The organism is Vibrio sp. PID17_43 (assembly GCF_002608565.1).
In the GTDB taxonomy this organism is placed as follows: domain Bacteria; phylum Pseudomonadota; class Gammaproteobacteria; order Enterobacterales; family Vibrionaceae; genus Vibrio.
Genome location: NZ_LIXM01000001.1, coordinates 15,581 through 40,132 on the forward strand (window position 1 = coordinate 15,581; position 24,552 = coordinate 40,132).

22 protein-coding genes and 4 pseudogenes are annotated in these 24,552 nt (G+C 45.0%); 10 read left to right on the forward strand and 16 right to left on the reverse strand.

What is annotated here, in order from left to right; all coding sequences use genetic code 11:
- Nucleotides 1–75: 75 nt before the first annotated feature.
- Nucleotides 76–456, reverse strand: coding sequence for a glycine cleavage system protein GcvH (gene gcvH / locus AK965_RS00070; protein ID WP_099077685.1), 381 nt, complete (start codon nucleotides 454–456; stop codon nucleotides 76–78).
- Nucleotides 457–507: 51 nt separating this feature from the next.
- Nucleotides 508–1,803, reverse strand: coding sequence for a serine hydroxymethyltransferase (locus tag AK965_RS00075; RefSeq protein WP_099077686.1), 1,296 nt, complete (start codon nucleotides 1,801–1,803; stop codon nucleotides 508–510).
- A 380-nt stretch (nucleotides 1,804–2,183) separates the two neighbouring features.
- Between AK965_RS00075 and AK965_RS00080 the strand changes: the two genes are divergently transcribed.
- Both AK965_RS00080 and gcvT read left to right on the forward strand, forming a co-directional pair.
- Nucleotides 2,184–2,807, forward strand: a complete 624-nt coding sequence (locus AK965_RS00080; protein ID WP_099077687.1) for a helix-turn-helix domain-containing protein — start codon at nucleotides 2,184–2,186, stop codon at nucleotides 2,805–2,807.
- Nucleotides 2,808–3,067: 260 nt separating this feature from the next.
- Entirely contained in the window at nucleotides 3,068–4,186 is a 1,119-nt protein-coding gene (gene gcvT, locus AK965_RS00085) for a glycine cleavage system aminomethyltransferase GcvT (protein WP_099077688.1), read from the forward strand.
- A gap of 178 nt (nucleotides 4,187–4,364) precedes the next feature.
- Here gcvT and AK965_RS20565 read toward each other — a convergent pair.
- Nucleotides 4,365–4,565: pseudogene (locus AK965_RS20565) on the reverse strand (TetR/AcrR family transcriptional regulator); the annotation flags it as partial.
- 187 nt (nucleotides 4,566–4,752) lie between these two features.
- Here AK965_RS20565 and AK965_RS20185 point away from each other — a divergent pair.
- Nucleotides 4,753–4,852 (forward strand): annotated as a pseudogene (locus AK965_RS20185) (AcrB/AcrD/AcrF family protein); the annotation flags it as partial.
- Between the two features lie 182 nt (nucleotides 4,853–5,034).
- Here the strand turns inward: AK965_RS20185 and fruA are convergent.
- From fruA to fruB, 3 genes and pseudogenes are all read right to left on the reverse strand, one after another.
- Nucleotides 5,035–6,768 (reverse strand): annotated as a pseudogene (gene fruA, locus AK965_RS00090) (PTS fructose transporter subunit IIBC).
- Between the two features lie 19 nt (nucleotides 6,769–6,787).
- Nucleotides 6,788–7,789, reverse strand: a complete 1,002-nt coding sequence (gene pfkB / locus AK965_RS00095) for a 1-phosphofructokinase (protein ID WP_099077689.1) — start codon at nucleotides 7,787–7,789, stop codon at nucleotides 6,788–6,790.
- Nucleotides 7,790–7,800: 11 nt separating this feature from the next.
- Entirely contained in the window at nucleotides 7,801–8,934 is a 1,134-nt protein-coding gene (gene fruB, locus AK965_RS00100; RefSeq protein ID WP_099077690.1) for a fused PTS fructose transporter subunit IIA/HPr protein, read from the reverse strand.
- A 337-nt stretch (nucleotides 8,935–9,271) separates the two neighbouring features.
- Here fruB and cra point away from each other — a divergent pair, with 337 nt between their 5' ends.
- Entirely contained in the window at nucleotides 9,272–10,264 is a 993-nt protein-coding gene (gene cra, locus AK965_RS00105; protein ID WP_099077691.1) for a catabolite repressor/activator, read from the forward strand.
- On the opposite strand, the gene AK965_RS00110 is transcribed toward cra, so the two are convergent.
- The gene (locus AK965_RS00110) at nucleotides 10,261–11,214 is read right to left on the reverse strand and encodes an endonuclease/exonuclease/phosphatase family protein (RefSeq protein ID WP_099077692.1); all 954 of its coding nucleotides are present in this window, start codon (nucleotides 11,212–11,214) and stop codon (nucleotides 10,261–10,263) included. The genes cra and AK965_RS00110 overlap by 4 nt on opposite strands.
- 137 nt (nucleotides 11,215–11,351) lie before the next feature.
- Here AK965_RS00110 and AK965_RS00115 point away from each other — a divergent pair, with 137 nt between their 5' ends.
- From AK965_RS00115 to AK965_RS00130, 4 genes are all read left to right on the forward strand, one after another.
- On the forward strand, nucleotides 11,352–11,891 hold the full coding sequence (locus tag AK965_RS00115) for an RNA-binding S4 domain-containing protein (protein WP_099077693.1): 540 nt from the start codon (nucleotides 11,352–11,354) through the stop codon (nucleotides 11,889–11,891).
- Between the two features lie 395 nt (nucleotides 11,892–12,286).
- The gene (locus AK965_RS00120; RefSeq protein ID WP_099077694.1) at nucleotides 12,287–13,330 is read left to right on the forward strand and encodes an alpha/beta hydrolase; all 1,044 of its coding nucleotides are present in this window, start codon (nucleotides 12,287–12,289) and stop codon (nucleotides 13,328–13,330) included.
- A gap of 75 nt (nucleotides 13,331–13,405) precedes the next feature.
- On the forward strand, nucleotides 13,406–13,609 hold the full coding sequence (locus tag AK965_RS00125) for a hypothetical protein (protein WP_099077695.1): 204 nt from the start codon (nucleotides 13,406–13,408) through the stop codon (nucleotides 13,607–13,609).
- Nucleotides 13,609–15,393, forward strand: coding sequence for a mechanosensitive ion channel family protein (locus AK965_RS00130; protein ID WP_099077696.1), 1,785 nt, complete (start codon nucleotides 13,609–13,611; stop codon nucleotides 15,391–15,393). Before AK965_RS00125 ends, AK965_RS00130 begins: the two co-directional genes overlap by 1 nt.
- 52 nt (nucleotides 15,394–15,445) lie before the next feature.
- Here AK965_RS00130 and AK965_RS00135 read toward each other — a convergent pair whose 3' ends face one another.
- The 4 genes and pseudogenes from AK965_RS00135 to AK965_RS00150 all read right to left on the reverse strand — a co-directional run.
- Nucleotides 15,446–16,423: a LysR family transcriptional regulator gene (locus AK965_RS00135; protein ID WP_099077697.1), complete on the reverse strand. Its 978-nt coding sequence runs from the start codon at nucleotides 16,421–16,423 to the stop codon at nucleotides 15,446–15,448.
- 320 nt (nucleotides 16,424–16,743) lie between these two features.
- Entirely contained in the window at nucleotides 16,744–16,914 is a 171-nt protein-coding gene (locus AK965_RS00140; RefSeq protein WP_253252634.1) for a MarC family protein, read from the reverse strand.
- A gap of 160 nt (nucleotides 16,915–17,074) precedes the next feature.
- Complete coding sequence (locus AK965_RS20570; RefSeq protein WP_253252635.1) at nucleotides 17,075–17,404, reverse strand: hypothetical protein; 330 nt, start codon at nucleotides 17,402–17,404, stop codon at nucleotides 17,075–17,077.
- Nucleotides 17,382–17,891, reverse strand: a pseudogene (locus AK965_RS00150) (calcium:proton antiporter); the annotation flags it as partial. The pseudogene AK965_RS00150 and the gene AK965_RS20570, both read right to left, overlap by 23 nt.
- 240 nt (nucleotides 17,892–18,131) lie before the next feature.
- On the opposite strand from AK965_RS00150, the gene AK965_RS00155 reads away from it, so the two are divergent.
- Nucleotides 18,132–18,491: a hypothetical protein gene (locus tag AK965_RS00155; RefSeq protein WP_182852624.1), complete on the forward strand. Its 360-nt coding sequence runs from the start codon at nucleotides 18,132–18,134 to the stop codon at nucleotides 18,489–18,491.
- Between the two features lie 31 nt (nucleotides 18,492–18,522).
- Here the strand turns inward: AK965_RS00155 and AK965_RS00160 are convergent, their stop codons facing one another.
- The 5 genes from AK965_RS00160 to AK965_RS00180 all read right to left on the reverse strand — a co-directional run bounded on the left by AK965_RS00160 (nucleotide 18,523) and on the right by AK965_RS00180 (nucleotide 23,223).
- A complete protein-coding gene (locus AK965_RS00160) occupies nucleotides 18,523–19,443 on the reverse strand; it encodes an amino acid ABC transporter permease (RefSeq protein WP_099077698.1) in 921 nt (306 codons plus the stop codon).
- Between the two features lie 64 nt (nucleotides 19,444–19,507).
- A complete protein-coding gene (locus AK965_RS00165; protein ID WP_099077699.1) occupies nucleotides 19,508–20,326 on the reverse strand; it encodes a transporter substrate-binding domain-containing protein in 819 nt (272 codons plus the stop codon).
- A 10-nt stretch (nucleotides 20,327–20,336) separates the two neighbouring features.
- Entirely contained in the window at nucleotides 20,337–21,134 is a 798-nt protein-coding gene (locus AK965_RS00170; RefSeq protein WP_099077700.1) for an amino acid ABC transporter permease, read from the reverse strand.
- Between the two features lie 3 nt (nucleotides 21,135–21,137).
- On the reverse strand, nucleotides 21,138–21,872 hold the full coding sequence (locus AK965_RS00175) for an amino acid ABC transporter ATP-binding protein (RefSeq protein WP_099077919.1): 735 nt from the start codon (nucleotides 21,870–21,872) through the stop codon (nucleotides 21,138–21,140).
- Between the two features lie 202 nt (nucleotides 21,873–22,074).
- Nucleotides 22,075–23,223: an iron-containing alcohol dehydrogenase gene (locus AK965_RS00180; RefSeq protein ID WP_099077701.1), complete on the reverse strand. Its 1,149-nt coding sequence runs from the start codon at nucleotides 23,221–23,223 to the stop codon at nucleotides 22,075–22,077.
- Between the two features lie 180 nt (nucleotides 23,224–23,403).
- On the opposite strand from AK965_RS00180, the gene AK965_RS00185 reads away from it, so the two are divergent.
- Nucleotides 23,404–24,288 (forward strand): AraC family transcriptional regulator, encoded by an 885-nt coding sequence (locus AK965_RS00185; RefSeq protein WP_099077702.1) that lies wholly within the window; start codon nucleotides 23,404–23,406, stop codon nucleotides 24,286–24,288.
- Nucleotides 24,289–24,552 lie beyond the last annotated feature (264 nt).

The window sequence follows — 24,552 nt, forward strand, 5'->3', positions numbered from 1 at the left end:
ATTTAATTATACGTCCGAACCTAGAAAAAAAGCTGCCCACTTGGTGTTAAGGGGACAGCTTTCGTATTGTCCTAATTACTCTTCTTCGATAGAGCTTAGGTATTCTTCCGCATCTTTTAAGTCATCCAACTCAGATGGGTCTGAAAGCTTCACTTTCACAATCCAACCACCTTCGTATGGTTCTTCGTTGATTAGCTCTGGGCTGTCTTCTAGTTCTTCGTTGATTTCAACGACTTCACCTGTGATTGGTGAGTAGATGTCTGAAGCGGCTTTTACAGATTCCACCAAAGCAAAGCTTTCGCCTGCTTCGACTTCATCTTCCACTTCTGGCAGGTCAACGAATACCACGTCACCTAGCATCTCTTGCGCGTGCTCTGAAATACCGATAGTTACTGTGCCGTCACCGTTGTCACGTACCCACTCATGGCTATCTGTAAACTTCAGTGTTTTGTCCATTGCTTAATCTCCAAATAACTTGTCAGGAATATTCTGATCTAATAAATCGTTTTATTGGTAAAGAGGGTAACGGTTGCAAAGTTCTTTGACTTGTTTGCGAACGCGTTTTTCGACTTCTGCGTCACCTTCAGGGTTGTTAACCAAACCATCCAGCACATCGCCAATCCAGTTACCAATGAGTTTGAATTCTTCAGCGCCAAAGCCGCGGCTTGTCCCCGCAGGCGTTCCTAAACGAATGCCCGATGTAATCATAGGCTTCTCTGTATCAAATGGGATGCCATTTTTATTACATGTGATGCCTGCACGCTCTAGCGCCTCTTCTGCTTGGTTGCCTTTCAAGCCTTTAGGGCGAAGGTCAACCAGCATGAGGTGCGTGTCAGTACCACCAGTTACGATGTCGCACCCGCGAGTTTGCAATACTTCCGCTAGAACTTTTGCGTTATTGATCACCGAATCAATATAAGTTTTAAATTCAGGACCAAGCGCTTCCCCAAATGCGACCGCTTTAGACGCGATGACATGCATCAGTGGACCGCCTTGTAAGCCTGGGAATACCGCTGAGTTGATTTTCTTAATGATGTCTTCGTGATTGGTCAGAATCATACCGCCACGTGGACCGCGCAGTGTCTTGTGTGTGGTCGTTGTTACGACGTGTGCGTAAGGAAGTGGGCTAGGGTGCGCGCCTGTCGCAACAAGACCGGCGATGTGGGCCATGTCGACCATTAGAATCGCGTTAACTTCGTCGGCGATTTCACGGAATTTTGCGAAGTCGATAGTACGTGGAATAGCACTACCACCTGCGATGATCATTTTAGGTTGGTGCTCAAGTGCCAGTTGGCGAACGTCTTCGTAGTCGATTTCGAGTGTTTCGCGATCCACGCCGTATTGCACTGCGTTAAACCATTTACCAGAAAGCGCAGGGCGTGCTCCGTGAGTGAGGTGGCCGCCAGCGTCAAGAGACATACCAAGAATGGTGTCGCCAGGTTGTAGCAGTACCAGTTTTACTGCGCCGTTTGCTTGTGCGCCTGAGTGTGGTTGAACGTTTGCGTATTCACAATCAAAAAGCGTTTTTGCACGTTCGATAGCAATGGTTTCCACAGTATCAACGTGCTCACAGCCACCATAGTAACGGCGACCTGGATAACCTTCCGCATATTTGTTGGTTAGGCATGTGCCTTGAGCTTGCATTACCGCTTTAGACACGATGTTCTCAGAAGCGATAAGTTCGATTTGTTCGTTTTGGCGAGCGAATTCTGCCTGAATGCCTGCAAAAACCGCATCATCTGTCGCAGAGAGGTTGGTAGAGAAAAAGTTTTCCAAGCTGTAGTTAGGGTAACTCTTGTTCATGGTAGTTGACCTTCCAAATTGTAAAATGAACCCGCAGTAGAAATAGTTGTTTGATTGCGATGGTGGCTCATTTATCCTCAAAACAGCTGAACTGCAAAGCAGAACAGAGTGAACTTCGGCCCGAAATAAGTGGGCACACGCCGTCGGATTGTGCTTTCTCGTATCCAATCTCTTACAGAAATGTGCATCTCCGCATCTAACAAGTTGGTAACATAGCGTTTGCAGTATGAATAATCAACCCGAAATTTCCTATAGGAAACAAGATTTCTGGTTTTGTTAACAAGAGCACGCTTTAATTAACGTGGTGGACTTTTATCCACTATAGGGTTCATGCACAATGCTAAATAGGAAGGGATAATGGAATTTTTAAAGAGGGATTTATGGCAGAAAGTGTATACGATGAATACCCGTCGATGACGTTGGCGAAAGAGCATAATGATAAGAACATAGAGCCGCTTAAGCTCGGTCAGCGCATTAAAGATATCCGCTCAAAACTTGGTATTACTTTAGAAGAGGCGAGCCAACGTACTGGTCTTGCGCGCTCTACACTGAGTAAGATTGAAAACGAGCAGATCTCTCCTACCTTCCAAGCAATGCAAAAATTGGCGCATGGCTTACAAATTGACATGCCGCAACTATTTGAACCGCCGAGAAAAAAGGTGGCGACAGGGCGTAGGGATGTCACTAAAAAGAAAGAGGGTAAACCGCACCCAACGCAAACCTATGAACATGAGCTGCTGGCGACGCAACTTTCCCATAAAAAAATGATGCCGTTTAAGAGCCAAATTCGAGCTCGCAGTTTTGATGAATACAAAGATTGGGTTCGCCATGATGGAGAAGAGTTTTTGCTCATCTTATCCGGTGAGGTTATGTTTTATTCTGAGTTCTATGAGCCTGTTGTATTAAGCGAAGGCGACAGTGTGTATTACGATGCGAACATGGGCCATATGTTGACCAGTGTGAGTGAGGAAGATGCGCACATTTTGTGGGTAACGGCCAAATAGTGATAAGTAGTTGTAAATTTCCTATAGTGAAAGCAAACGATTGCTATTCGTTTTGAATACGTTAATATTACGCTCTGTTGATGGTATATCACTCATAAAAGCGTATTTTTTGTGCGCTTTGTTGTGATAAAAATGTTAAAAATCACATTTTTGAACGTCGAGTGATGTCTTGTTCGTGCAAAATTGAATCAGCCGTGTTTATTATTGGAAATACAATGAATGCCGACAGCATCATCGGGTCTATCTAAATGGAGACGAAAATGACTCAAGAACTTCTGAAAACACCACTGCATGCACTTCATGTTGAAGCAGGCGCAAAGATGGTCCCGTTCGCGGGTTACGACATGCCTGTTCAATACCTACTGGGCGTAAAGAAAGAACATTTACACACGCGCGACGCGGCAGGTCTGTTTGATGTTTCTCATATGGGTCAACTTCGTTTGATTGGTGATGGTGCAGCAGCATTTCTAGAAACATTGGTTCCGGTGGATATTGTTGATTTAGGTGCAGGCAAGCAGCGTTACGCGTTCTTTACCAATGAGCAAGGCGGCATCATGGACGACTTGATGGTGGCGAACCTTGGCGATCATCTGTTTGTTGTTGTGAACGCTGCCTGTAAAGAGCAAGACATTGCACACCTTCAAGCGCATCTTCCATCTGGTATTGAGCTGGAAATCATTGATGATCGCGCACTGCTTGCGATTCAAGGTCCTAAAGCGGCACAAGTGCTGGCGCGTTTTGCTCCAGAAGTGGCAGAGATGTTGTTTATGGATGTACGTAAAGTTGAACTGCTTGGCGTAGAGTGCATTGTTTCTCGTAGTGGTTACACCGGCGAAGATGGTTACGAAATCTCGGTACCAGCTGACAAAGCAGAAGAACTTGCACGTAAACTGACGGGCGAAGAAGAAGTCGAGTGGATCGGCCTTGGCGCGCGTGACTCACTACGCCTTGAGTGTGGTCTGTGCTTATACGGTCACGACCTAGACACCACAACGACACCTGTAGAGGCAAGCCTGCTATGGGGTATTCAAAAAGTGCGTCGTACGGACGGTGAACGTGCGGGGGGCTTCCCGGGGGCAGACATCATTCTTAAGCAGATAGAGACGAAAGATGTGGCACGTAAGCGCATCGGCTTGGTTGGTCAAACTAAAGCGCCAGTGCGTGAAGGTGCTGAGTTGTTTGATTCGGACGGCAACAAGGTTGGTGTGGTAACCAGTGGTACAGCGGGTCCTAATGCGGGCAAGCCAGTATCAATGGGGTATGTGCGTGCGGATTTAGCCGCTATTGGCACTGAGCTGTTTGCAGAAGTACGCGGCAAAATGCTACCAATGACGGTAGAGAAAATGCCATTCGTACCACAACGTTACTACCGCGGTTAATTAGCTTAATTTATTGATTTATTAAACTAGTGTTGTCATTCCAGCGAGCTCAAGCGAGACTAGGAATCTACTCTCCACGCGCTGTATAACCGCCGTGTCGCACTCTCTGAAATGATAAATACATAAAAATGCCGAGCAGCAAGCTCGGCATTTTTTATGTTCGTTTGAAAGACGTTGATTAAGCGATTAACTCATCAATAGGGCAGCGTACTTCAATAACAATATCGCTTAGTTTCGCTGGCTGAAGCATGTCTTCTTTTGCGATGCCAAACTGGTTTGCCATGATCGTATTGAACAGACCTCAGTGATTGTTCAGCAATTTATCACGGTGCTGGGCGTCTTGTGGCCAGGTCTCTTGCATCATTGGGCCTCTCAGTGATGCTAGCGGGTTGTAATAAAGCCGTATCAGAACCATAGGAACCACTCATCAAACCGGTAAAGTTATTTGTCGTTAACGATCTTGTCGCGGCTGATATGGTCAAAGCCAGCTGTTCATCGATCTTGTCGCGGTTGGCGGAGTAACGACGTTTCTCGCACTTGGGTGATTAGAAGCTCCAACCTTTACGATTACGATTACGGCGGGCCTTGGTTTTTCTACCGTGCTGACACTGATCGTTGTGCCAGTCATGTTTGCCACTGTTCAGGATTAAACCGACCACTGCATAGAGAGCATAAGAAAAGGGCGACCACTAATAGTGAAAAGTGTGTCGCCCTTTGTGTTTTATGCACCCAATAAAAAACACCTCCCTAAGCCGAAGCTAGAGGGAGGTGTCGAATGCCAAATCGAGAGAGGCATTATAAAGGCTAAGCACTCGTAAACTAGGTAAGCATAAGCTGCTCAGTATTGATTAAGCGGCTGCTTGTTGTTTTGCTTCTGCTTTGTTCTTTAGGAATGCGTAAGTGAAACCCGTTACCGCTGTACCTGCTGCGATGGCTGCCAAGTACATCAATACTGGAGAGATAGCGTTAGGGATGAGCAGTACGAACAGACCACCATGTGGTGCCATCAGTTTTGCACCAAACAGCATTGATAGAGCACCGGTTAGAGCACCACCTGCCATACACGCAGGAATAACACGCATTGGATCTTTCGCAGCGAATGGGATTGCACCTTCAGAGATGAAGCACAGACCCAGCACGAACGATGCTTTACCTGCTTCACGTTCAGTTTGTTCAAACTTGTTCTGCGCAATAAACGTCGCCAGACCCATACCTAGCGCAGGGACCATACCCGCCGCCATGATTGCTGCCATTGGTGCGTAAGTATGAGAAGCTAACAGACCAACACCGAACGCGTAAGCCGCTTTGTTCACCGGACCACCCAAGTCGAAACACATCATTGCGCCAAGGATAATACCTAGTAGCACTGCGCTGTCAGAACCCATGTTGTTCAGGAAGTCAGTCAGGGCATTCATGATGCCAGAAACCGGACCACCTACGATGTAAATCATCACAAGGCCTGTAAATAGCGTTGCAACAAATGGGATGATCAGAATTGGTTTCAACGCTTCCATCGATTGGGGAAGTGTTACTTTATCTGCAAGGAACTTCGCTGCGTAACCTGCAATGAAACCCGCAGCGATACCACCTAGGAAACCCGCGCCAGTCGAGCTTGCTAGCATACCGCCAACCAGACCCGGAGCCAGACCCGGACGGTCAGCGATAGAGAATGCGATGTAACCAGCAAGTACAGGAATCATTAAAGCGAATGCAGAGTCACCACCGATTTTCATTAGCGCGGCTGCAAGCGTACCTTGTTCTTTAAACGCTTCGATACCGAATACGAAGGATAGGGCGATGATCAAACCACCAGCAACCACAACAGGAAGCATGTGTGATACACCTGTCATTAGGTGTTTGTATGCGCCTTTTTTCTCGTCTGTGGCTGATGAAGCGCTAGATGCGCCAGAGTGCTGGTACACGGTCGCTTGTTCGAATGCTTTATCCATCTCTTCTGCGGTTTTCTTCAGAGCTGGACCGGTTTTCGTGCGGTACATCTTTTTGCCATTAAAACGATCAAGCGGCACTTCGATGTCAGCCGCAATGATAACTAAATCCGCGTCTGCGATTTCTTGGTCAGTCAGTTGGTTTTTTGCACCTACTGAACCACGCGTTTCCACTTTGATTTGGTGACCACGGCGTTTACCTTCCTCTTCTAGCGCTTCTGCTGCCATGAAGGTGTGTGCAACGCCTGTTGGACATGCGGTGATCGCAACGATTTTCTTTGTTGCTGATGCGCTTTCTACTGTCGCTGCAACGGTGATTGCTTGCTCTAGCGTTGCTGCGTTTTCTACCGCAGTTTGTAGGAATGCAGATGCGTCTTTTGCAACGGTGCTGATATCTGCTTGGTAGACTTTTTTACCTACGAAACGAGAAGTATCAACTGGAGTGTTAGCCGCAATGACGATCACTTCTGCTTGTTCAATGTCAGCGTCTGTTAGCCGTGTTGGCTAAACCACGCTTGATTGACACTCAATTTTTGCGTTCCAACCCAACTTAGCTGCTGCTTGTTCTAGTAGGCCTGCCGCAATGATGCTGTTCGCAACACCACTTGGGCAAGCTGTAATAATGGCAATATTCATACTGATAACCTTCTGTTCCTTAGTTATTGTCTAAGTTCGTATTAGGGTAAAGCTCGGTTACTTGTGTTTGGAGCTTAATGTTCTCCAGTTCTTCCTGACTGGTTAGGCCAACGCCAACTTGGCTCACTGCTAGGGCAGAAAGCGCCGTCGCGAAGCGCAGCAAATCGTGTTTTGGCATCACCTGCATGTGGCCCCAGCACAGACCAGCAACGAGCGTGTCACCTGCACCTACTGTACTTACCACATTCATACGAGGTGGTTGTGCGCGCAGCCATTCACCTTGGTTTAGCCACATTACGCCGTCTGCTCCCATTGAAACCACGATGTTTTCGATGCCTTTGTCGCTTAGCGTTTGCGCGGCAGCTTGGCATTGCTCTGGTGTTTCTAGGTGATCGCCTACAAAGTCGCTTAGCTCTTCATCGTTTGGTTTAATAAGCCATGGATGAGCATCGATACCTGAACGAAGAGCGGCTTTGCTGCTATCGAACAACACTTTTTTGCCCTGTTGACGCAGCTTTTCAATCCACTCTGCACATTGCTCAGCAGTCACACCACCTGGTAGGCTGCCAGCAAGCACAAAGTGGTCGTGTGTTTCTGCAAGACGGAATAGGGTTTGTTCAAAGCGCACGATTTCTTCTGCGGTTACTTGAACGCCAGGGAAATTGATGTCACTGACTTGACCATCGGCTTCAACCAGTTTTACGTTGATGCGCGTCGCACCTTCCACCTCAACAAACTCATTGTTCACACCGATTTCCGCAAATAGCTGGTGGAAGAGCTCTGGGTTGTCTTTACCTAGGAAACCGGTCACCGTCACATCAGCACCAAGATCGCTCAGCACTTTGGCGACGTTTACGCCTTTGCCTGCTGCGTGTAGGTTGCTGTTTTCTACAAGGCTTACTGAACCGACTTTTAACGTGTTTAGCGAACCTGTTAGATCAAGCGCTGGGTTAAGCGTGATGGTAACGACCTTATTTGTTGCAGTTGTTGTTGCCGTTATAGAGTGAGATGTTGCTGTCATGAATCCGCTCCTTAACTTTCACCAAGACCAGACGCGATCGCTTTACCGATAGACTCAAGTGCTTGCGCTGCATCTGAACCGTCAGCAGAGAATTGAAGCTGGTGGCCGTGTTTCACACCAAGTGCGATCACTTTCATTAAGCTTTTCGCGTTGACGGCTTTGCCATCTCCATCTAGGTTTGCTACGCGAATGTTTGATTCGAATTTCTTTGCTTCTGCAACCAGCATTGCGCCTGGACGAGCGTGTAGACCGTGTGCGTTTTTGATCTTAAATGTTGCCGTGTTGCCATCTTCAGCTGTTTCGGTTGCCATTTCCTCACCTTTGAATAGCGCCAAAACTTGTTCTACAGTCGCATCCAGTAGTTTGTTGTGTTCGTTGTTGAACACAAGCTTTGAGATCGTACTTAGGATAGATAGGTGAGCATTGTTGCAAGCGGCGAATGCAATCAGCGCACGTACTTTCTCGCCTTCAAACTCACAGTCGTTAGCAGTAGAAACAAAAGAAACGCCAGTGCGAGTCACTTGCTTATCGCTACCGACTAGCCATAGACCTTGACCAAGATGCGTTGGTGTTTTGGTTACTAGATCAGCGACGAACTCATTACCGGTACAGCCAGTATTCTTTAGTAAACCACCGGCAACCGCGCTCATTTGAACCATGTCGCTTGCTGGGAATAGCAGCTGAATAAGGGAAGCATCGAAATCGGCTTCTAGCTGAACGTCACCATGAAGTAGGGCAATGAGCTCGTCTTCATTTTTCGCATTGCGTAAACGCGCTTCCACGCCGTCAGCACCTAATACTTTGGTTAGCTGCTTAAGAATGCCCAAGTGCTCATCGGATTTTGCCGCGATACCGATAGCCACGAAGACTTGGTTGCCATCGCCCCATTCAACACCTTCAGGGAAGTGATGAACGGCTACGCCAGTGGTTTTCACCATTGAACGTGTATCGGTTGTACCGTGTGGAATCGCGATACCGTTACCCAAGAATGTTGAGTTTTGGTTTTCTCGGTTTAGCATGCCTTCTACATAACCTTGTTCAACCAGACCTTTGTTAGTTAGGCTTTGAGCGATGCTTTTGATCGCTTCAAATTTATCTGTCGCAGATTGTGAAAGGGTAATATCGTTCTTATTTAGCTTAAGCATGGTGCTTCTCCAGCCTTAAGGTCTCTATTTCTAATTCATCTTGGTTACGCAGCGCGCAACGCCGAGAGTGTATTTTTTGCTGAACGTGTCTATTCGCTTAATATCAAACTGAATCGATTCGGCAGGTAATTAAATTTTTAAAGCATTCAGCGAAACTGTTTAAAATCAGATGTTAACCTGTCAGTGCTTAACGATTGATTTAGGTGACTCCCGTCAACTTTTAAGTTTTGCTGAATCCTTTCAGCTTTTATACTGAATCGGTTCAGCGTATAATTCAACTTATCTTAGGATCGTTGATGTATTAATATGATCCGGCGCACATAGTAAGGCTTAGGATATGACACTGGATGAAATAGCGAAATTAGCAGGGGTTTCTAAGACCACAGCAAGCTATGTAATAAATGGAAAAGCGCAGAAGTACCGCATCAGCGAGAAGACACAAAAGAAAGTGATGGCGGTTGTTGAGCAATATAATTACAAACCAGATCACGCGGCCTCTTCTTTACGTGCGGGGAACTCACGCTCATTTGGGTTAATCATTCCCGACTTAGAGAACACCAGTTATGCAAGGTTGGCGAAACTGATTGAACAAAACTCGCGTAAAGCGGGATACCAGATTTTAATTGGTTGCTCAGATGATGATCCGCAAACCGAAGAAAAGGTGGCTGAAGCTCTAGTGAGTCGCCGAATCGATGCGTTATTCGTTGCGAGCAGTATGCCAACCGCAAGTGAATTCTATTTGAAGTTACAAAACTCAGGCACGCCCGTTATCGCACTTGACCGCCCGATGGACGATGAGCATTTCTGCTGCGTGATCAGTGAAGATTTTGATGCGGCGTTTGAACTTACCGAATCGGTCCTCTCTTCTGATATTGAAACGATCGGCCTTATCGGTGCATTGGAAGAGCTACAAGTATCGAAAGAGCGTGAGTTGGGTTTTCGTTCAGCATGCCAGCAAGAAGGTAAAACCGTTTCGGTTGGCTACGGCCAGCACTTCTCTCGGGAAGAAGGTAAGAAAGTGCTCGAAGGCTGGATTGCACAAGGCAAGTTTCCAGATGCGGTTGTGACCATGTCTTACACCTTGCTTGAAGGTGTATTAGACGTGATGTTAGAAAAGCCGGATCTCATGGGAAAAGTGCGTTTAGCGACGTTTGGCGACAACCGTTTACTGGACTTCCTACCAATCAAAATTAACTCGTTGCCTCAGCAATTCGAACTGATTGCCGACAGCGCGATGGAGTTGGCTTTAAATGCATCGGCAAAACGCTATAAAGCGGGTATTGAGCTTATCCCTCGTAGGATTGTTAAGCGTTATCGAGATGCAATTTAAAGCTTAATCTCTACCGTCAGCGCCACAAATGCGTGGTCGCTGGCGTTCTTATCTCTCTCAAAAGACGGATTGATTAAGTGCGCATCAAGTACTTGGTAACTCGTCACTTCTGCAATCGATACATCTGCATGCGAGTTGAACTCTTGCGACAATAAGATGTAATCCAACACGTTTCCTTTTGCGAAGTGGTAATGGGTTGCTGGGCGTGGTTCTAATGTTGGCGCGATTTGCAGTTCCCAACCATCACTAAGCTTTAGGTCGATGACACTGTCACCGAATTTTTCGACTAAGACACGATTTACGCTTGTTGATGTGATGGGTTGGTTCATGTCGCCCATCAACACAGTCGGCATTGGGGTGAGAGCATATTGCTTTTGCATGGCATCGCGCAGCATTGCTGCCTCCCAGCCGCGTTGTTGCGTGGAAAGCCAGCGAGCAATGGGTCTGCTTGCTTCTTCTGGTGTGTCAGAATCGGCAGGGCGTTGCGATTTTAGATGCGTAACATAAACAGCGATATGCCCCATGATAGGGTGAAGGATGATTGCTCGAATCGGTTTGCGACTGAAAAGAGGCGCGTCGACTTCACCGAAGGCATCGAGCGTCTCTTCATCGAATGTTACCGGTTCAAAATGTTCAATAGGAAAGCGAGACGCTACTGCAACAACAGGGCGAGAGTATATGTAATCCCCTTCGATATGTGGTGTGTCTACCGTGGCAAAATATTCATAACCCATCTCAGCGAAAAATGTTTTGGTTTCGTCAATACTAAATACTTCTTGTAAGCCAATGATGTCGGGATTCAGATGGTTAACTTGTGATGCGGTCCAAGCGAGCTTGTCTTGCCACTGCTCAAATGAGTAGATGTTCTCAAAGTCATAATACGCATTCGGTGGTGCGATAAAATTAAACAGGTTCGCAGTTGCAAAAGTCATTTGGCAGGGGTTGGACAAAATTTATGCTCGTTCAAAGAGTTATTGGGTCAGTATATACTCAAGTAACCGCTAGGTGCGAGAATACGCCAAGATCACGTTTCTATTTGGCCGTATTCCGTTTAAACTCCGTGCATCAAGACAAATGAGTAAACAACATGACCCAAGATTACGAAAACGAAGAGTATTTAGAAGGCGAAGAGATTGAGATCGAAGCGATTGGCATCGACGTTGACGCGCACCCAATTGAGCTGTACAAGCTTTTCAAAATCGCAAACTTGGTCAGTGGTGGTGGCGAAGCTAAACATGTAATCGATGAAGGTTACGTGGCTGTAAATGGTGAGCTAGAAACGCGTAAACGCCGCAAGATGTACGATGGTGATTTCTTTGAGTTCAATCAAGAGTACTACGTGGTTGTGTGTGACGCACCAGTAACAGAACCAGAAACCGCAGAGCAAAAAGCACAAAAGAAAGCGAAGAAAGAAGCGCAACCTGCTCGTAAAGAAAAGCCACGTAAAGAGAAGCAACCTAATGTAAAGGGTACTGGCCCTCAATCAACGGGTCGTAAAGCGGCGGATAAAAAATGGAAAGAGCAACAAAACGCGTTGTCTCAATCTGCGAAAAAAGGCAAGAAAGCAGAAAAGCCTCAAGCCGTGCGCGATCCGAAGAGTGGTCGTAACTCGATCGACTTTTTCTAAGCCATTTTCTGCAAATCAAAACAAAAACGCCGACAACAGTTCGGCGTTTTTTATTTGGACTGGTATTAACGCCGATAGTTTATTGGTAAATGTAGGAGTGTGAGTTCTGCATCAAAGGCAACAACTCATGTGATTAGCGACTAAGCCTCATTACAAGCAAAAAGAAAAATACTAAGTACGCAGAAAATATGGTGATGATCGGTAGATATTTCATGGAACCTCCTCATAAGCTAGGTGTTCGTTATCTCATGAGAATCCCTTAAATTTAATGAATTAGACAAATTCATTATTGCAGGGTTTGACAGGGCAAATTTGAATTTCTCTAATTCATGGGCATTATGGTTTGCTCAATGAATAATGGCTTCAGTTAACCAAAACCAACAACTGGAGCGACCATGAAATCTAAACTAGCAACTCTTATTCCTACTCTTTTAATCGGACTATCAAGTTCTGCAGTATTTGCAAATACTGTGTTGGACAAACGTACTATTCCTACCCCGACTGGTGTTTCTAATGAGTTTTCCGCCCTAATAGAACAACGAGGCACTCAATCACCACTTAATGTTTCTGTACCAACCACAAAAGAAGAATGGATAAAGTTTCAAACGATGTATGACCAATCTGGTATCGAGCTTGCGCATTACGCGCTAGAGCAGACAGGGACGACGTTTGAAACGAAGCAGATTGGAGGTGTAGATACCTTCCTTGTGACCCCAAAAAATATAGCACCAGAATACAAAGATAAGTGGCTTGTCCACATCCATGGTGGTGCTTTTGTCCTTGGTGGTGGAGAGTCTGCAATGAGAGAAGCGATTTGGGTTGCAAACGGCTTAGGTGCTCAAGTTATCTCGATAGACTACCGCCAGCCGCCACATCACGCGTTCCCAGCGGCTATCGATGATGTGGTGACGGTATGGAAAGAGCTAATAAAGACGCAGGCTCCTGAAGCGACTGCCATGTTTGGTACGTCCGCTGGTGGTAATTTGACCCTGGCATCAACACTTAAGCTTCAAGAGCTTGGGTTGCCTACTCCAGGTGCTTTGTTCGCAGGGACGCCGGCAGTCGATCTAAAAGAGACGTCAGACACATGGCACACATTGAAAGGGCTTGATCCACTTGGCCAACGCGAAGGCGTGATTCAAGGCACATTTGATCTGTACGCCAATGGGGAGCCTTTGGATAACCCGCTGTTATCACCAATCAATGCAGAAATAGAATCTTTTCCACCAACGATTTTCATCTCAGGTACTCGCGATCTTCTATTGAGTGACACCGTTCGAATGCATCGATTATTGCGTAGTGCAGACGTTGACACGCACTTGCATGTATACGATGGTCAAGCCCACGGTGATTACATGAATGGCCTTATTGTGGATATGCCAGAATCAGACGATGCACTGAAAGAGCTTGGTTTGTTCTTCGATAAGTACATTAACTAGTGAGAGTTGAAGCTTTGAGTTCGACTAATTGACTTTTCATATCACAAGGACGTGACTCGTTTGATGGAGGCAGCCATGAAACAAGTACGTAAATTTTTCTCTTTTTGTACATCGACTTTATTAAAAGCGGTCAGCCATTATTCCACCCACCAATCTTTGATTGATCATGGTTATTCCATAACCCCAATGGAACAAGCCAAGGTACAGCCAGCCAATAATACTCAGGGTGCACCTAGCGGTGGTCTAAAACAGCCAGTCAACGGGGAGGAAGAGAAATAATGTTAAATCGTTATATTGCAATCTTATTCTATGCTTTGCTTATTTCTATCAGTTTATCCTCCCGAGCAAATGAACCGGTGAAGTTGGCTGACACATCGAGCCCAAGTGATACATTAGCCAGTTTTATGTACGCATCGGATGTGGTGATCAAACATTGGCAAGATGAGACCTTACAACTTCCTGAAGCTCAACAGGCTTATGCTCAGGCTCTAAGAACCATGGATCTCTCATTGGTACCTAACCGCAGCCGCACCGTCGTAACGATGGAAAGAATCATTTTACTGCGAGAGGTTATTGACCGATTTGATTTGGATGTTCGTGAAAGCTCGCCAGATCTTAATCAAGTCAGAGAGAATGATTTGTCGTATTGGCGTCTTGGAAACTCCGATATTGTTATCTCCAAGCAATTGAGTGGAGATAATGTTGACCAATTTTTGTTTTCAGCCGCGACGGTTCAGAGCTTACCCCGTTGGTATCGGACATTAGCTTCGAATGATTACGCCGTGGAGCCGAGAGATGATCACTATCAAACGTTTTTAGCCAGCCCAGGCCCTTTGATTTCTAAGCGGTACATACAGGCGTTGCCATCTTTGTTTAACCAGTTGTATGGACCACTTCCATTGTGGCAGTGGTTTGCATTAGCCTGTGTTCTGTCATTATGTAAAGTAATGATTAAAATCAGCTTTATGTTTGGCGATCGCTGGAACGATAAGTGGGAAAGTAAAGGGCTCAAGTGGCGAGTAGGCAGGTTAATTTCATTGGTGTCAGTGGTATTGCTACTGATGATGACCAGAAAGTTCATTGATGATGGTGTTTGGTTAACCGGGGGTATTTATCAGTTTTTCGCTACTTCTTTCTTAGTTGCGCAGTTCGTTTCTGTGTCTTGGTTGATCATGGCAATATTTAACTATTTTGCAGAGATCTATGTATTTAAAAAACACAATGGGAAGCACGTAGATTCTTCTCTCATCACTGTCTTGGCGAGAATTGTCGGTGGATTGACGATTGTGGTGCTTGGTGTTTATGTCATTGAGTATATGGGATTCTCAATCTCGCCCATACTTGCTGGTTTAGGTGTGGGTGGTTTGGCGGTCGCGCTTGCAATTCGCCCGGTGTTGGAGAATGTGATCAACGGGTTGACGCTCTATGCCGATGGTGGAATCAAAATTGGTGAACTTTGCCGTTATGGTGAAAAACTTGGAACAATCGAAAGCATCGGGTTGAGATCGACTCGGATCCGAACGTTAGAGCGATCTTTGATTACGATACCGAACTCAGAGTTCGCCAATATGGAAATTGATAATTTAGAAAGGCGCGATAAACGTCGGATGGATCATGTATTGAGGTTACGTTCGGAGATCAGTTTAGAGCAATTGCGCGTTCTGATAGTTAATATTCGGAGATTGTTACTCCAACATCCAATGACAGAAGCGGAACCTGTTCGTGTGAGGTTAATTGGAGTTGGGGAGTTCTCAATCAACATCAACATCATGGCGTATATTAGATGCCGAGACAATGAAGAGTTTATGGCCGTGCAAGAAGATATTCTTTTTGCCGTATTAGCGCAGGTAGAAAGTATTGGAGCGAAAATCGCACACTCCAACCAATACCAGTTAGTGAAGAAGCAGGGCTCGGATGATGAGGAGCGAAAGACAAAAGCCGCTCAAGTTGTAGCAAAATGGCATGAAGAGGGTGCGTTTCCGTTTCCTGATTTCAGCTATGAATACAAACATGAAATCAAAGACACCATTTTATACCCCCAAAAAACCTCTTCAGTTCGATAAGCTTCTGGCTTGTTATCTTCAAAAGAGTAGTGATTGCGTATCACTACTATTTTTAGCGTGTAGGTAAAATGTGAGTTCCAACGGTACTTTTTAAACCATGGAGGCAATCAGGCTGCTCAATGGAATCGAAGTAGCTTTGTATTGCTTGGTGTAGATGCTGGTTAAGCGGAAAGCCGCGCTTAGATTGCAAGTAACCCCCGTTAAGCTGAACTTGGTGCATTTCTTTAGGGAGCGTTGGAAGAGGGTAGCACTGCAATTCAGGTTCATTCACTGTCATAAAGGTGCTACCAAAACACAAAGCATCAGAGCTTTTGATTTTGTTAATTAAGACAGAGACACTGTGTGTCGCGAGTGTGACTTGTACTTGGTACCCTTTAGAGAGATATAGTTCTTCAATCGGTGAACGCTTGGTATTAATACCGTCTAGGAGTATTCGAGCGACAGGGATATCATGAATATCCTCCCAGTCTTGACCTTGGCTTAAGATCGGGTGATCTTTGCGTGCGACAAGGCTAATTTTGATGTCTTGAAGTTTGTGTTGATAGATATCTTGTGGCAACGGCATGCCTGCAAAATGAATTAAGTAGTCAATATTCCCACTAAGGACATCTAACAAACTGTGCTCTTGCCAGTACAGCATTTTAAAGCTTGCTTTAGGAAGCGCTTCTCTAAGTGCGCTAAATACCCCGTCACCAAATTGTTCGAGTAAAAAAACATTCATTGCAATGGTCACTTCGCCTGTAAATTCTAATGGCTCGAAGTGATGGTACGACTCAACGACTTTCATTATAGGGTTGAGCATTTCATCAGATGCCTCAGCAAGTTTCTCTGCCAGTTCCGATGGTTCAACACCATGTGCTTTGCGGATAAAAAGTTGGTCTCCAAATGTATCTCTTAATTTAGCCAGACCTCGACTCACGCTTGTTTGAGAGATGCCGAGCATATCTGCCGCTGCATGAGTATTTTGAGTCTCGACGACAGCTTTCAGTATTTTGAGAAGATTGAGATCCAAATCTTTTAAATCAATCATAAACCCTCACAGCAATAAATAGGAATCGTGCTTATTAGCATATGTGAATCGTTGACAAACTCAATGGTTCATTTTGTAAGCAATGAATAACAAAAGATGATGATAAATCGACAAGGTAATCACTGAAACTAGGCTGGGAGCAAAATTTAATGAGTGAGGAATTATTGGTTTGGTACTTGATAATCTATGAATTACAGCAGTTCAAATTTTCATGTTTTTCTTTTTAATTAAAAATACCCCGACGAATTATCGACGGGGTATATATGGTTTAATTATTTGGGTGTAATATTTTATGGAGATTCGTTTTTGTATTTTTAAAGTTACAGCAAATGATTTATTTCTAGAACGATTTCTTCAATGCCTAGAGTGAAGAACTGTACGCCCATACAAATTAGAAGAAAGCCCATGATACGCGTAAATGCATCAATTCCGTTTTGGCCCAGCGCTTTAAGTAGAGGGTACGCCATGGTTAGAGTAAAGGTCGCAATCAACGTAACGCCATTCTAATCTATCCAGATTTTGTTCTTCCGCGCTTAGCATGGTGCTTAAGGTGTCGACTGTTGCGTTTGAGTCGATTTTGAGTACTTCGCTTTTACAAATACCGCCTGCCGAGTAAAGCGGGTAACTTAACGCATCGCGTTCTTCATACTTCTATGCTTCTGGCAATGAGGCTCTTAACTGCACCTGTAAATCGTGAGGCAATTCTTTGATAAGCAATCGACGATCTGCTGAATGTATGTATTGAAACAAACAAATCGTTGTGCTCGTAGTGAGTTGACTCATCAAACTGACCAACTCCGAGTTAGAAAAATGATCGAGCAGATTGGCCGCTAAACTCGGGTTAACATCTATGAGCATTTCCCAAATCGCGATACGTTCTTCGTTTGTGAGCTTGTGGAAAATCGAGGCGAGTTGCTGAGACTCTGCCTGACTAATCAGTTGTGCAGTTTTTTCGCATTGTCGTTTTGTTGCCGAAGGCATCCGTACTGGTGAAGTTAGGCAGCACCAAACAAAGTAGCGCCAGTGGAATAATTGCTACCAAGTAGGCCTTGATGCCATCTAGATTGTAGGTTTGAGTGTGATACTTCAAACCTCCGATCAGCAAGGTAATACCTACAAAGCCATTCAACACTGCCATAACAACAGCAAACATAGTGTCCCTTGCTAAGTACGGGTTTGAATCACCGGTAAGCATGACGGATGAGACCATGATGACTTCGAGCAGTACAACGGAAAGGGTAAGGATGAGAGTGCCGTAAGGATCGCCTAGTTTGATGGCAAGCGCGTCAGAGTGGCGTACCACCGAGAAGATCGCGACCATGACCACATAGAACAGGACACCCGTTGTCAGTACGTAGGAAATTGGTGCTAAACCGCCAGTCAGAAGGTTGTCGCCAATAAGCTTAAAAAACAGTACGGCGAGAATACCTAAAGGCAATTTGTATTCTTGTTTGAGTAGGTTAAGCATGTTGAGTCTTTATTGCGTTGCCGAAGGCTCGTTATGTTCCTTTAACGAGGAGATATCGGATGAATACTGCAATTCCTCTGCGGTAAAACGATGTGGTAACAATAAAGGCAATGAAATCGTGTTGAAATGGTTTAGAGAAATTCATATCTGCATCATCAATTATGAATTTCTCTAATTCGTATCGTTGAAAAACAAAAAATAATAATAAGGGGGTAAACAACGCTTACTGAGGAAATAACTATGGAACGTGCCATCTACTTAAATGATAGAAAATACCGAATTTGTGATATCGGGGAAGGGGAATGCACTTTGGTCATTACCTATTCTGATGATGTCGAATCCTTGTTTTATAGCTATAGCCATTTGTACTTGGAGTTGGAAAGGGTATTGATAGTAGACATATCACGCTGCTGGAGTCAGAGGCTAGAGGAAATGACTACGGCAGAATGTGAATTATTGGCCAAAGACATTCAATTATTAGCAGATGTTTATTGGCTTGATGAGGTGAAAGTAATGACTGAATGCAAAAATGAATCCCTTGAAATTAGTCTTTTTGATAAGTTTTACTTTCGAAAATTACAGATGCTAAACACGCGATAATTGCTAATTGCTAATTGCTAATTGCTAATTGCTAATTGGAATAGGATGCTGATTTTTTCTCGATGTATCTAAAAAATAGGGATAGCCCGAAGCAAATGAGGAAATAAACCAATCCCACTATAAGCCAGATCTCAAAAATGTAGCCAGACGAGTTCGCTATTTCTGTGCCAACAAAAGTCATCTCCTGAATTGAGATCAGCGATACGATTGACGTGTCTTTCACCAAGGCGATAGTTTGCCCGGCAAGTGCGGGTGTAATGGCTTTTAGCACTTGTGGCGCAATGACAAAGCGGTATTTTACCCAGCGAGAAAGGCCAAGTGAATCTGCGGCTTCCCATTGGCCTTTATCGACGCTTTGCAATCCAGCACGCACGACTTCTGCAATGTAAGCAGAAGAAAGTAAGCCAACACATAACACCCCAGACGCGAGGTTTTCCCAAAGGTTAGCAGGACCAAATAAGAAGAGTTGAAGCGCGTTAGGTTCGCCACGATAGTTACGCAACCGATCTTCTAATCCGAGCAGGGGAATTAATTGGTTGGAAATAAAGAAATAGAAAATGAATACAAACACCAATGGAGGTATGTTTCTCACCAATTGAATGAATGTATTCGCAGGTGTGCGTAACCAAACAGAATCAGAAAAACGCGCCAAACCAAGAACGGTACCAAATACGACTGCCAGGGCAATGCCCCATAAACTCAGACGTAAAGTCGAAATCAACCCCTGGAAGAAGTAGGGTAAGCTGCCGTCTGCTCTTGGCGTCAATAGCAGTTCCAGCGCTTCCTTCCAATGCCAGATGTAGTTCACCCCTACGGTGGAGCGATGATAGAGCCAACCCCCAACTAATGCACAGATGGCAAGCAGCACCCAATCAAGTAGATTAAAACGACTCAAGAAAAAGCCTGATTTTACTTTGTTAGGTGCAAGGCGTGTGGTGGTTTGTCCGCTCAAAAACTTAAACTCCGATGTGAACGTGGTAAAAGAGTGGCTCGCTCAAACAACGAGCCATCAAGGGTTACTGACCTTGTGCGATTTGATCTTGCCAATCTAATGTAGAGAACCAGTATTCGTAACGTTCATCTAGCCAGCCATCTTGTGTACGATCTTCAATCCATTGGTTGAAGAGTGCTTTTTTATCTTCTTCACCTAAGCGAACCGCAAACGCTTCGTTCCCTTTTGATAGGCGCTCAGTAAACGGAATAAACAGTTTGTCTGCGTGCTTGATTGCTTCATGTTCTGGTTTCGGGCTTGAAGCAATGACAGCGTGAGCATTACCGTTCAGGACTTCTTGGAATGCTTGAGCGTCATCATCAAATTGAAGAATTTTCGCTTTCGGGAATGTCTCACGTGCGACTTGCACTGTGAACGCACCACGTCGAGCTGCAATTTTTACACGGCGAGAATCAAAGTCTGAAAACTCACTAAAGCCTGAAGCTAACTCTTTGTTTGCAGCGATTTGAACGCCAGAATGAGAGTAAGGTTGGGTGAACAATACGCTCTTGGAACGCTCTGGTGTGATCGACATGCCACCAATGATGACATCAAACTTTTTAGAAAGTAGAGCAGGGATGATCCCGTCCCAAGCGGTTGGTACAAACTCCACTTTCAAGCCCGAATCTGCGGCGAGGCGTTTTGCTACATCAATTTCAAAACCGATCAATTCGCCTTGTTTGTTACGCATTGCCCAAGGTACGAAAGTCGACATACCGACGCGAAGCGTGCCGCGCTCTTTAATTTGGTCCACATTTGGGGTCGTTGCTTCTTCTTGTGCAAGCGAAGGCAAAGCAATAGCAAGTCCCAATAATGCGATGATGGTCGCTTTGAATAACTTCATCGTTATCTCCTTATAATTTGCGCCAACTGGCTCCCAGTTTGTGTTCCAGCCAAGCGGATAAGCCAGATAGTGACAATGTGAGAGCAAGGTAGATTGCTGCCACGCTAAACCAAATTTCAAACGGCATCGCCGTCTCAGATACAATGTTTCTCGCTTCTGTTGTCAGGTCGAAAATCGCCATCACGCTGACGATAGAAGAGTTTTTAATCAGTGAAACTACTTCGTTCGTCAGTGGTGGCAGAGTACGTTGAAGTACCTGAGGAAGAATCACGTCTTTGTAGGCAAAGAAAGGGGATAGCCCTAAGCTTTTTGCTGCCTCAAACTGCCCTTTTGGAATGCTGTTTAAGCCCGCACGGAAGATCTCAGCGGTGTATGCCCCTTGGAAAAGGGACAGCGCTAAAACGGCGGTACTGAAGCGGTCTAAACCGATCACGGGTCCAAATACAAAATAAAGCAAATAGATTTGGACGAGCAGTGGGGTGTTACGAATGAGCTCTACATAGGCGGAGCCAATTGCGTTGCCTACTTTTGAATCGCTGAGTCGCAAAAGCGCCGTCACTAACCCGATGGCTAAGGTAAAAAAGAGGCTTATCGCAGAGATTTTTAAGGTGACGATTAATCCGTCAATCAATTCAGCGGGCCACCATTCGCCATCTTCATAAAAGGCAATGTAGTCCGGCACGCGCTCCCACTGCCATTGATACCCCATGGCCTGAGCGCCAGAATCGAGTACCCATACAATGACAACCAAGAGGATGGCCATTTGTAATATTGCTTGCAGAACCGGTTTGATGATTCGAATCACCATAGATTAGTAACTCAAAATTTGTTCAAGGAATGCTTGTGTTCGCGGATGTTGAGGCGTCTCAAAGAGCGCAACTGGCGAGTTCATTTCAATGATTTCACCCTCATCCATAAACACGACTCGGTTTGCGACTTTTTTTGCAAACCCCATTTCGTGTGTGACACAAATCATCGTCATGCCACTTTGGGCGAGTTCAACCATGACATCGAGCACTTCGTTGATCATTTCTGGATCAAGTGCTGATGTTGGCTCGTCAAACAATAACAAGTCTGGCGCCATACAAAGAGAACGGGCGATAGCAACACGCTGCTGCTGACCACCAGAAAGCTGAATAGGGTATTTGTTGGCTTGCTCTTCGATATTAACGCGTTTTAGATAATGGCGAGCACGCTGTTCTGCTTCTTGCTTGGATAGCTTAAGCGTGCGGACAGGAGCAAGTATGAGGTTTTCTAGGACAGTAAGATGCGGGAAAAGGTGGAAGTGTTGAAACACCATCCCAACCTTTCCAGGCTTTTGTTTTTTCGAGCCTGCGGGTTGTTCAAAAACGCTCACTTCACCTTCTTGAATAGATTCAAGATGGTTAATACAACGAATCAGAGTCGATTTTCCTGAACCCGAAGGGCCACAGACGACAACGATTTCTCCAGTATGGACCGAAAAATTGATGTCCTTTAGAGCGTGGAATTCACCATACCATTTGTTTACGCCGCTGAACTCAACAACGATGTTTCTCTCTTTCAAAGGCGACAACTTTTGCAATACGTTTCTTTTAACAATAACAACTTAATTACCTTATTGCACCTCCAAAAATAATAAAGTGCACGGAAAACATGAGCCGAGATAAACAGTTAACCAAAGTGAGGCTAAAAAGTGTTCAACGCCAATAAAAAGCGGCATTGCGTCCGTAAAGACACAATGCCGTCAGAGGTTTAACCGATAGTGATTATGCGACAGCTAGTTCGAGGATTTTACGGCTATTCTCTAGGTCGATAGATTGGTTTTCTCCTAGTATCGTCATGCCGTGTTTACTTAGCTGATCAATAATGGCATTGATTGCCTCGTCACGATCGCCGCCGTAGTTTTCTAGCTGTGTTGCTACGCCCAGTTGGTGATAGAAGGCTTCGATTGCTTCGATCGTGCGTTCTGCCAAATCACCACCGTCAGCCAATCCGAATACATTGCGTCCCATTTGTTCTAGTTTAGGACGCTTGAACGTCATTTGGTTACGCAGTAATGATGGTTGAATGATCGCTAGCGAACGTGCGTGGTCAACGTGCCATAGTGCGGTCAGCTCATGGCCGATCATGTGCGTTGCCCAGTCGTGAGGAACGCCGCTACCGATGAGACCATTTAACGCTTGGTTTGCTGTCCACATCAGGTTCGCACGCCATTGATCGTTGTCGCGTTCAGCGAACTGTTCACCCAATACTTGTAGGTTTTTCAGTAGTGCTTCTGCGTAACCGTCTTGAACCATCGCACCGGTTGGCTGTGTTAGGTATTGCTCACAAACGTGAACCCAAGCATCGACAATGCCGTTGATAAGTTGACGTTCAGGCAGTGTTTTCATGACATCAGGGTCAAGCACGGCGAATTTTGGCTGAACCGCAGGTGCCATGAAAGCCAGTTTGTCTTGCGTTTCTGCTTTAGTGATGACCGCACCCATGTTCGACTCAGAGCCTGTTGCTGGTAAAGTCAGAATCGCAGCTAGCGGGATCGCTTGTGTTACTTGATGTTTACCCACCATGATGTCCCAGCCATCACCATCGTACTTAGAAGATGCAGCAACGTATTTAGATCCATCGATAACGGAACCACCGCCTACAGCAAGAATGAAATCAATGCCTTGTTCTTTCACGATGGTAACCGCTTTGTCTAGTGTCTCTTTCGTTGGGTTTGGCTCAACGCCAGAAAACTCCAACCAGTCTCGTCCCTCTAGTGCTTGCATTACTTGATCGTATACGCCGTTCTTTTTGATAGAACCGCCACCATAGATAACCAGTACTTTTTGACCCATAGGAATGGCGTCTTTGATCGCTAAAATTTGGTGTTGACCAAAGAAAATTTGAGTTGGGTTTACGTATGAAAAGTTCATTGCTTTACCTATTTCTTCCATTGTGAGGAGAGTGAATGCATGCATATTAGTACGATGAAAGGGGAGGGAGTAGGTCGATTTCTGTAAATTTATTGCCTATTCCTACAAAATTGCAGGTCTTATGCTGGAACTCTATTCAGAACTCAAAGTATAGTGCCCCATAATCGATGGAGTAGCGCAATGAACACACTTGCAGAGCTTATGCAGCAATACGCTGAGAGTCATGACTTGCATGATCTCGAAGGTATTAAAGAAACCGCTTTAGAAGGCGTTTGGTTTTATCGAAGCAGTAGGGGCAATCAGCGTCAGCCCTTTATTTATCAGTCTGGCATCATCGTTCTTGGTCAAGGGGACAAAAATATCCATATTGGCACGACGCCAGTGCGTTATGGGCCTGATGACTACTTGGTTGTAGGGGTACCTATGCCGTTGGAGTGTGAGGCAATTGCAACCAATAATGCGCCTTTATATGGGATCTCGATAGATATCTCACCAGCACTTTTACAAAAGTTAGTCAAGAAACTCGAAGCGAAACGTTTTAGTAACGTTGTCGAGGATTCTGCTCAGTGCGGTTTGAAGTCGGTTCGTATGAACGATGCCATGCTTGATGCATGCAAGCGCTTGATGAGCATGTTATGCAATGAACTAGATATTGCGATGCTAGGAGATATGTTACTTGAAGAAATTGTTTATCGTGCACTTGTAAGTGAATCAGGGCACGTACTGTTTGAATTAGCACATCAGGAAGGATCTTACGCTAGGGTAGCAAAAGCGTTAAACCGTGTTCATCAGGCGTATCACGAACAACTGAATGTTCAAACCTTGGCAGAAGAAGCCAATATGAGCGTTTCTGCGTTCCATCAGGCTTTTCGTAATGTAACGCTCGAATCTCCATTACAATACATCAAAAAAGTAAGGTTAAACAAAGCACGAGAATTAATTCAACTGGAGGGAAGAAGGGTAAACGATGCAGCACGCTTAGTTGGATACAGCAGTCCTTCACAATTCAGTCGAGAATACAAAAGACATTTCAATGAAACGCCGAGAGCGACAAAAATTACTTGACCCATAGACCCAATATTGAACTTTGGTTAGATGTTTTTGTTTATTTGCGATCGACTTATTTATTCGGTCTATAAAATTACTTATCGGTGCAAAATAAGCCGTACTTTGTTGCAACGTTTTAGTGGAATGTTGAGAAGTGCTGTTGAAAATTTATAAATATTTAGTGTGAAATGGGAAAGTTGTACTTAAGTTATTTTACGTCAAAACAAAAGTGTGAATGCAGCTTATGCAATTCATATAATAACGTGTAAACAATAACTTAAG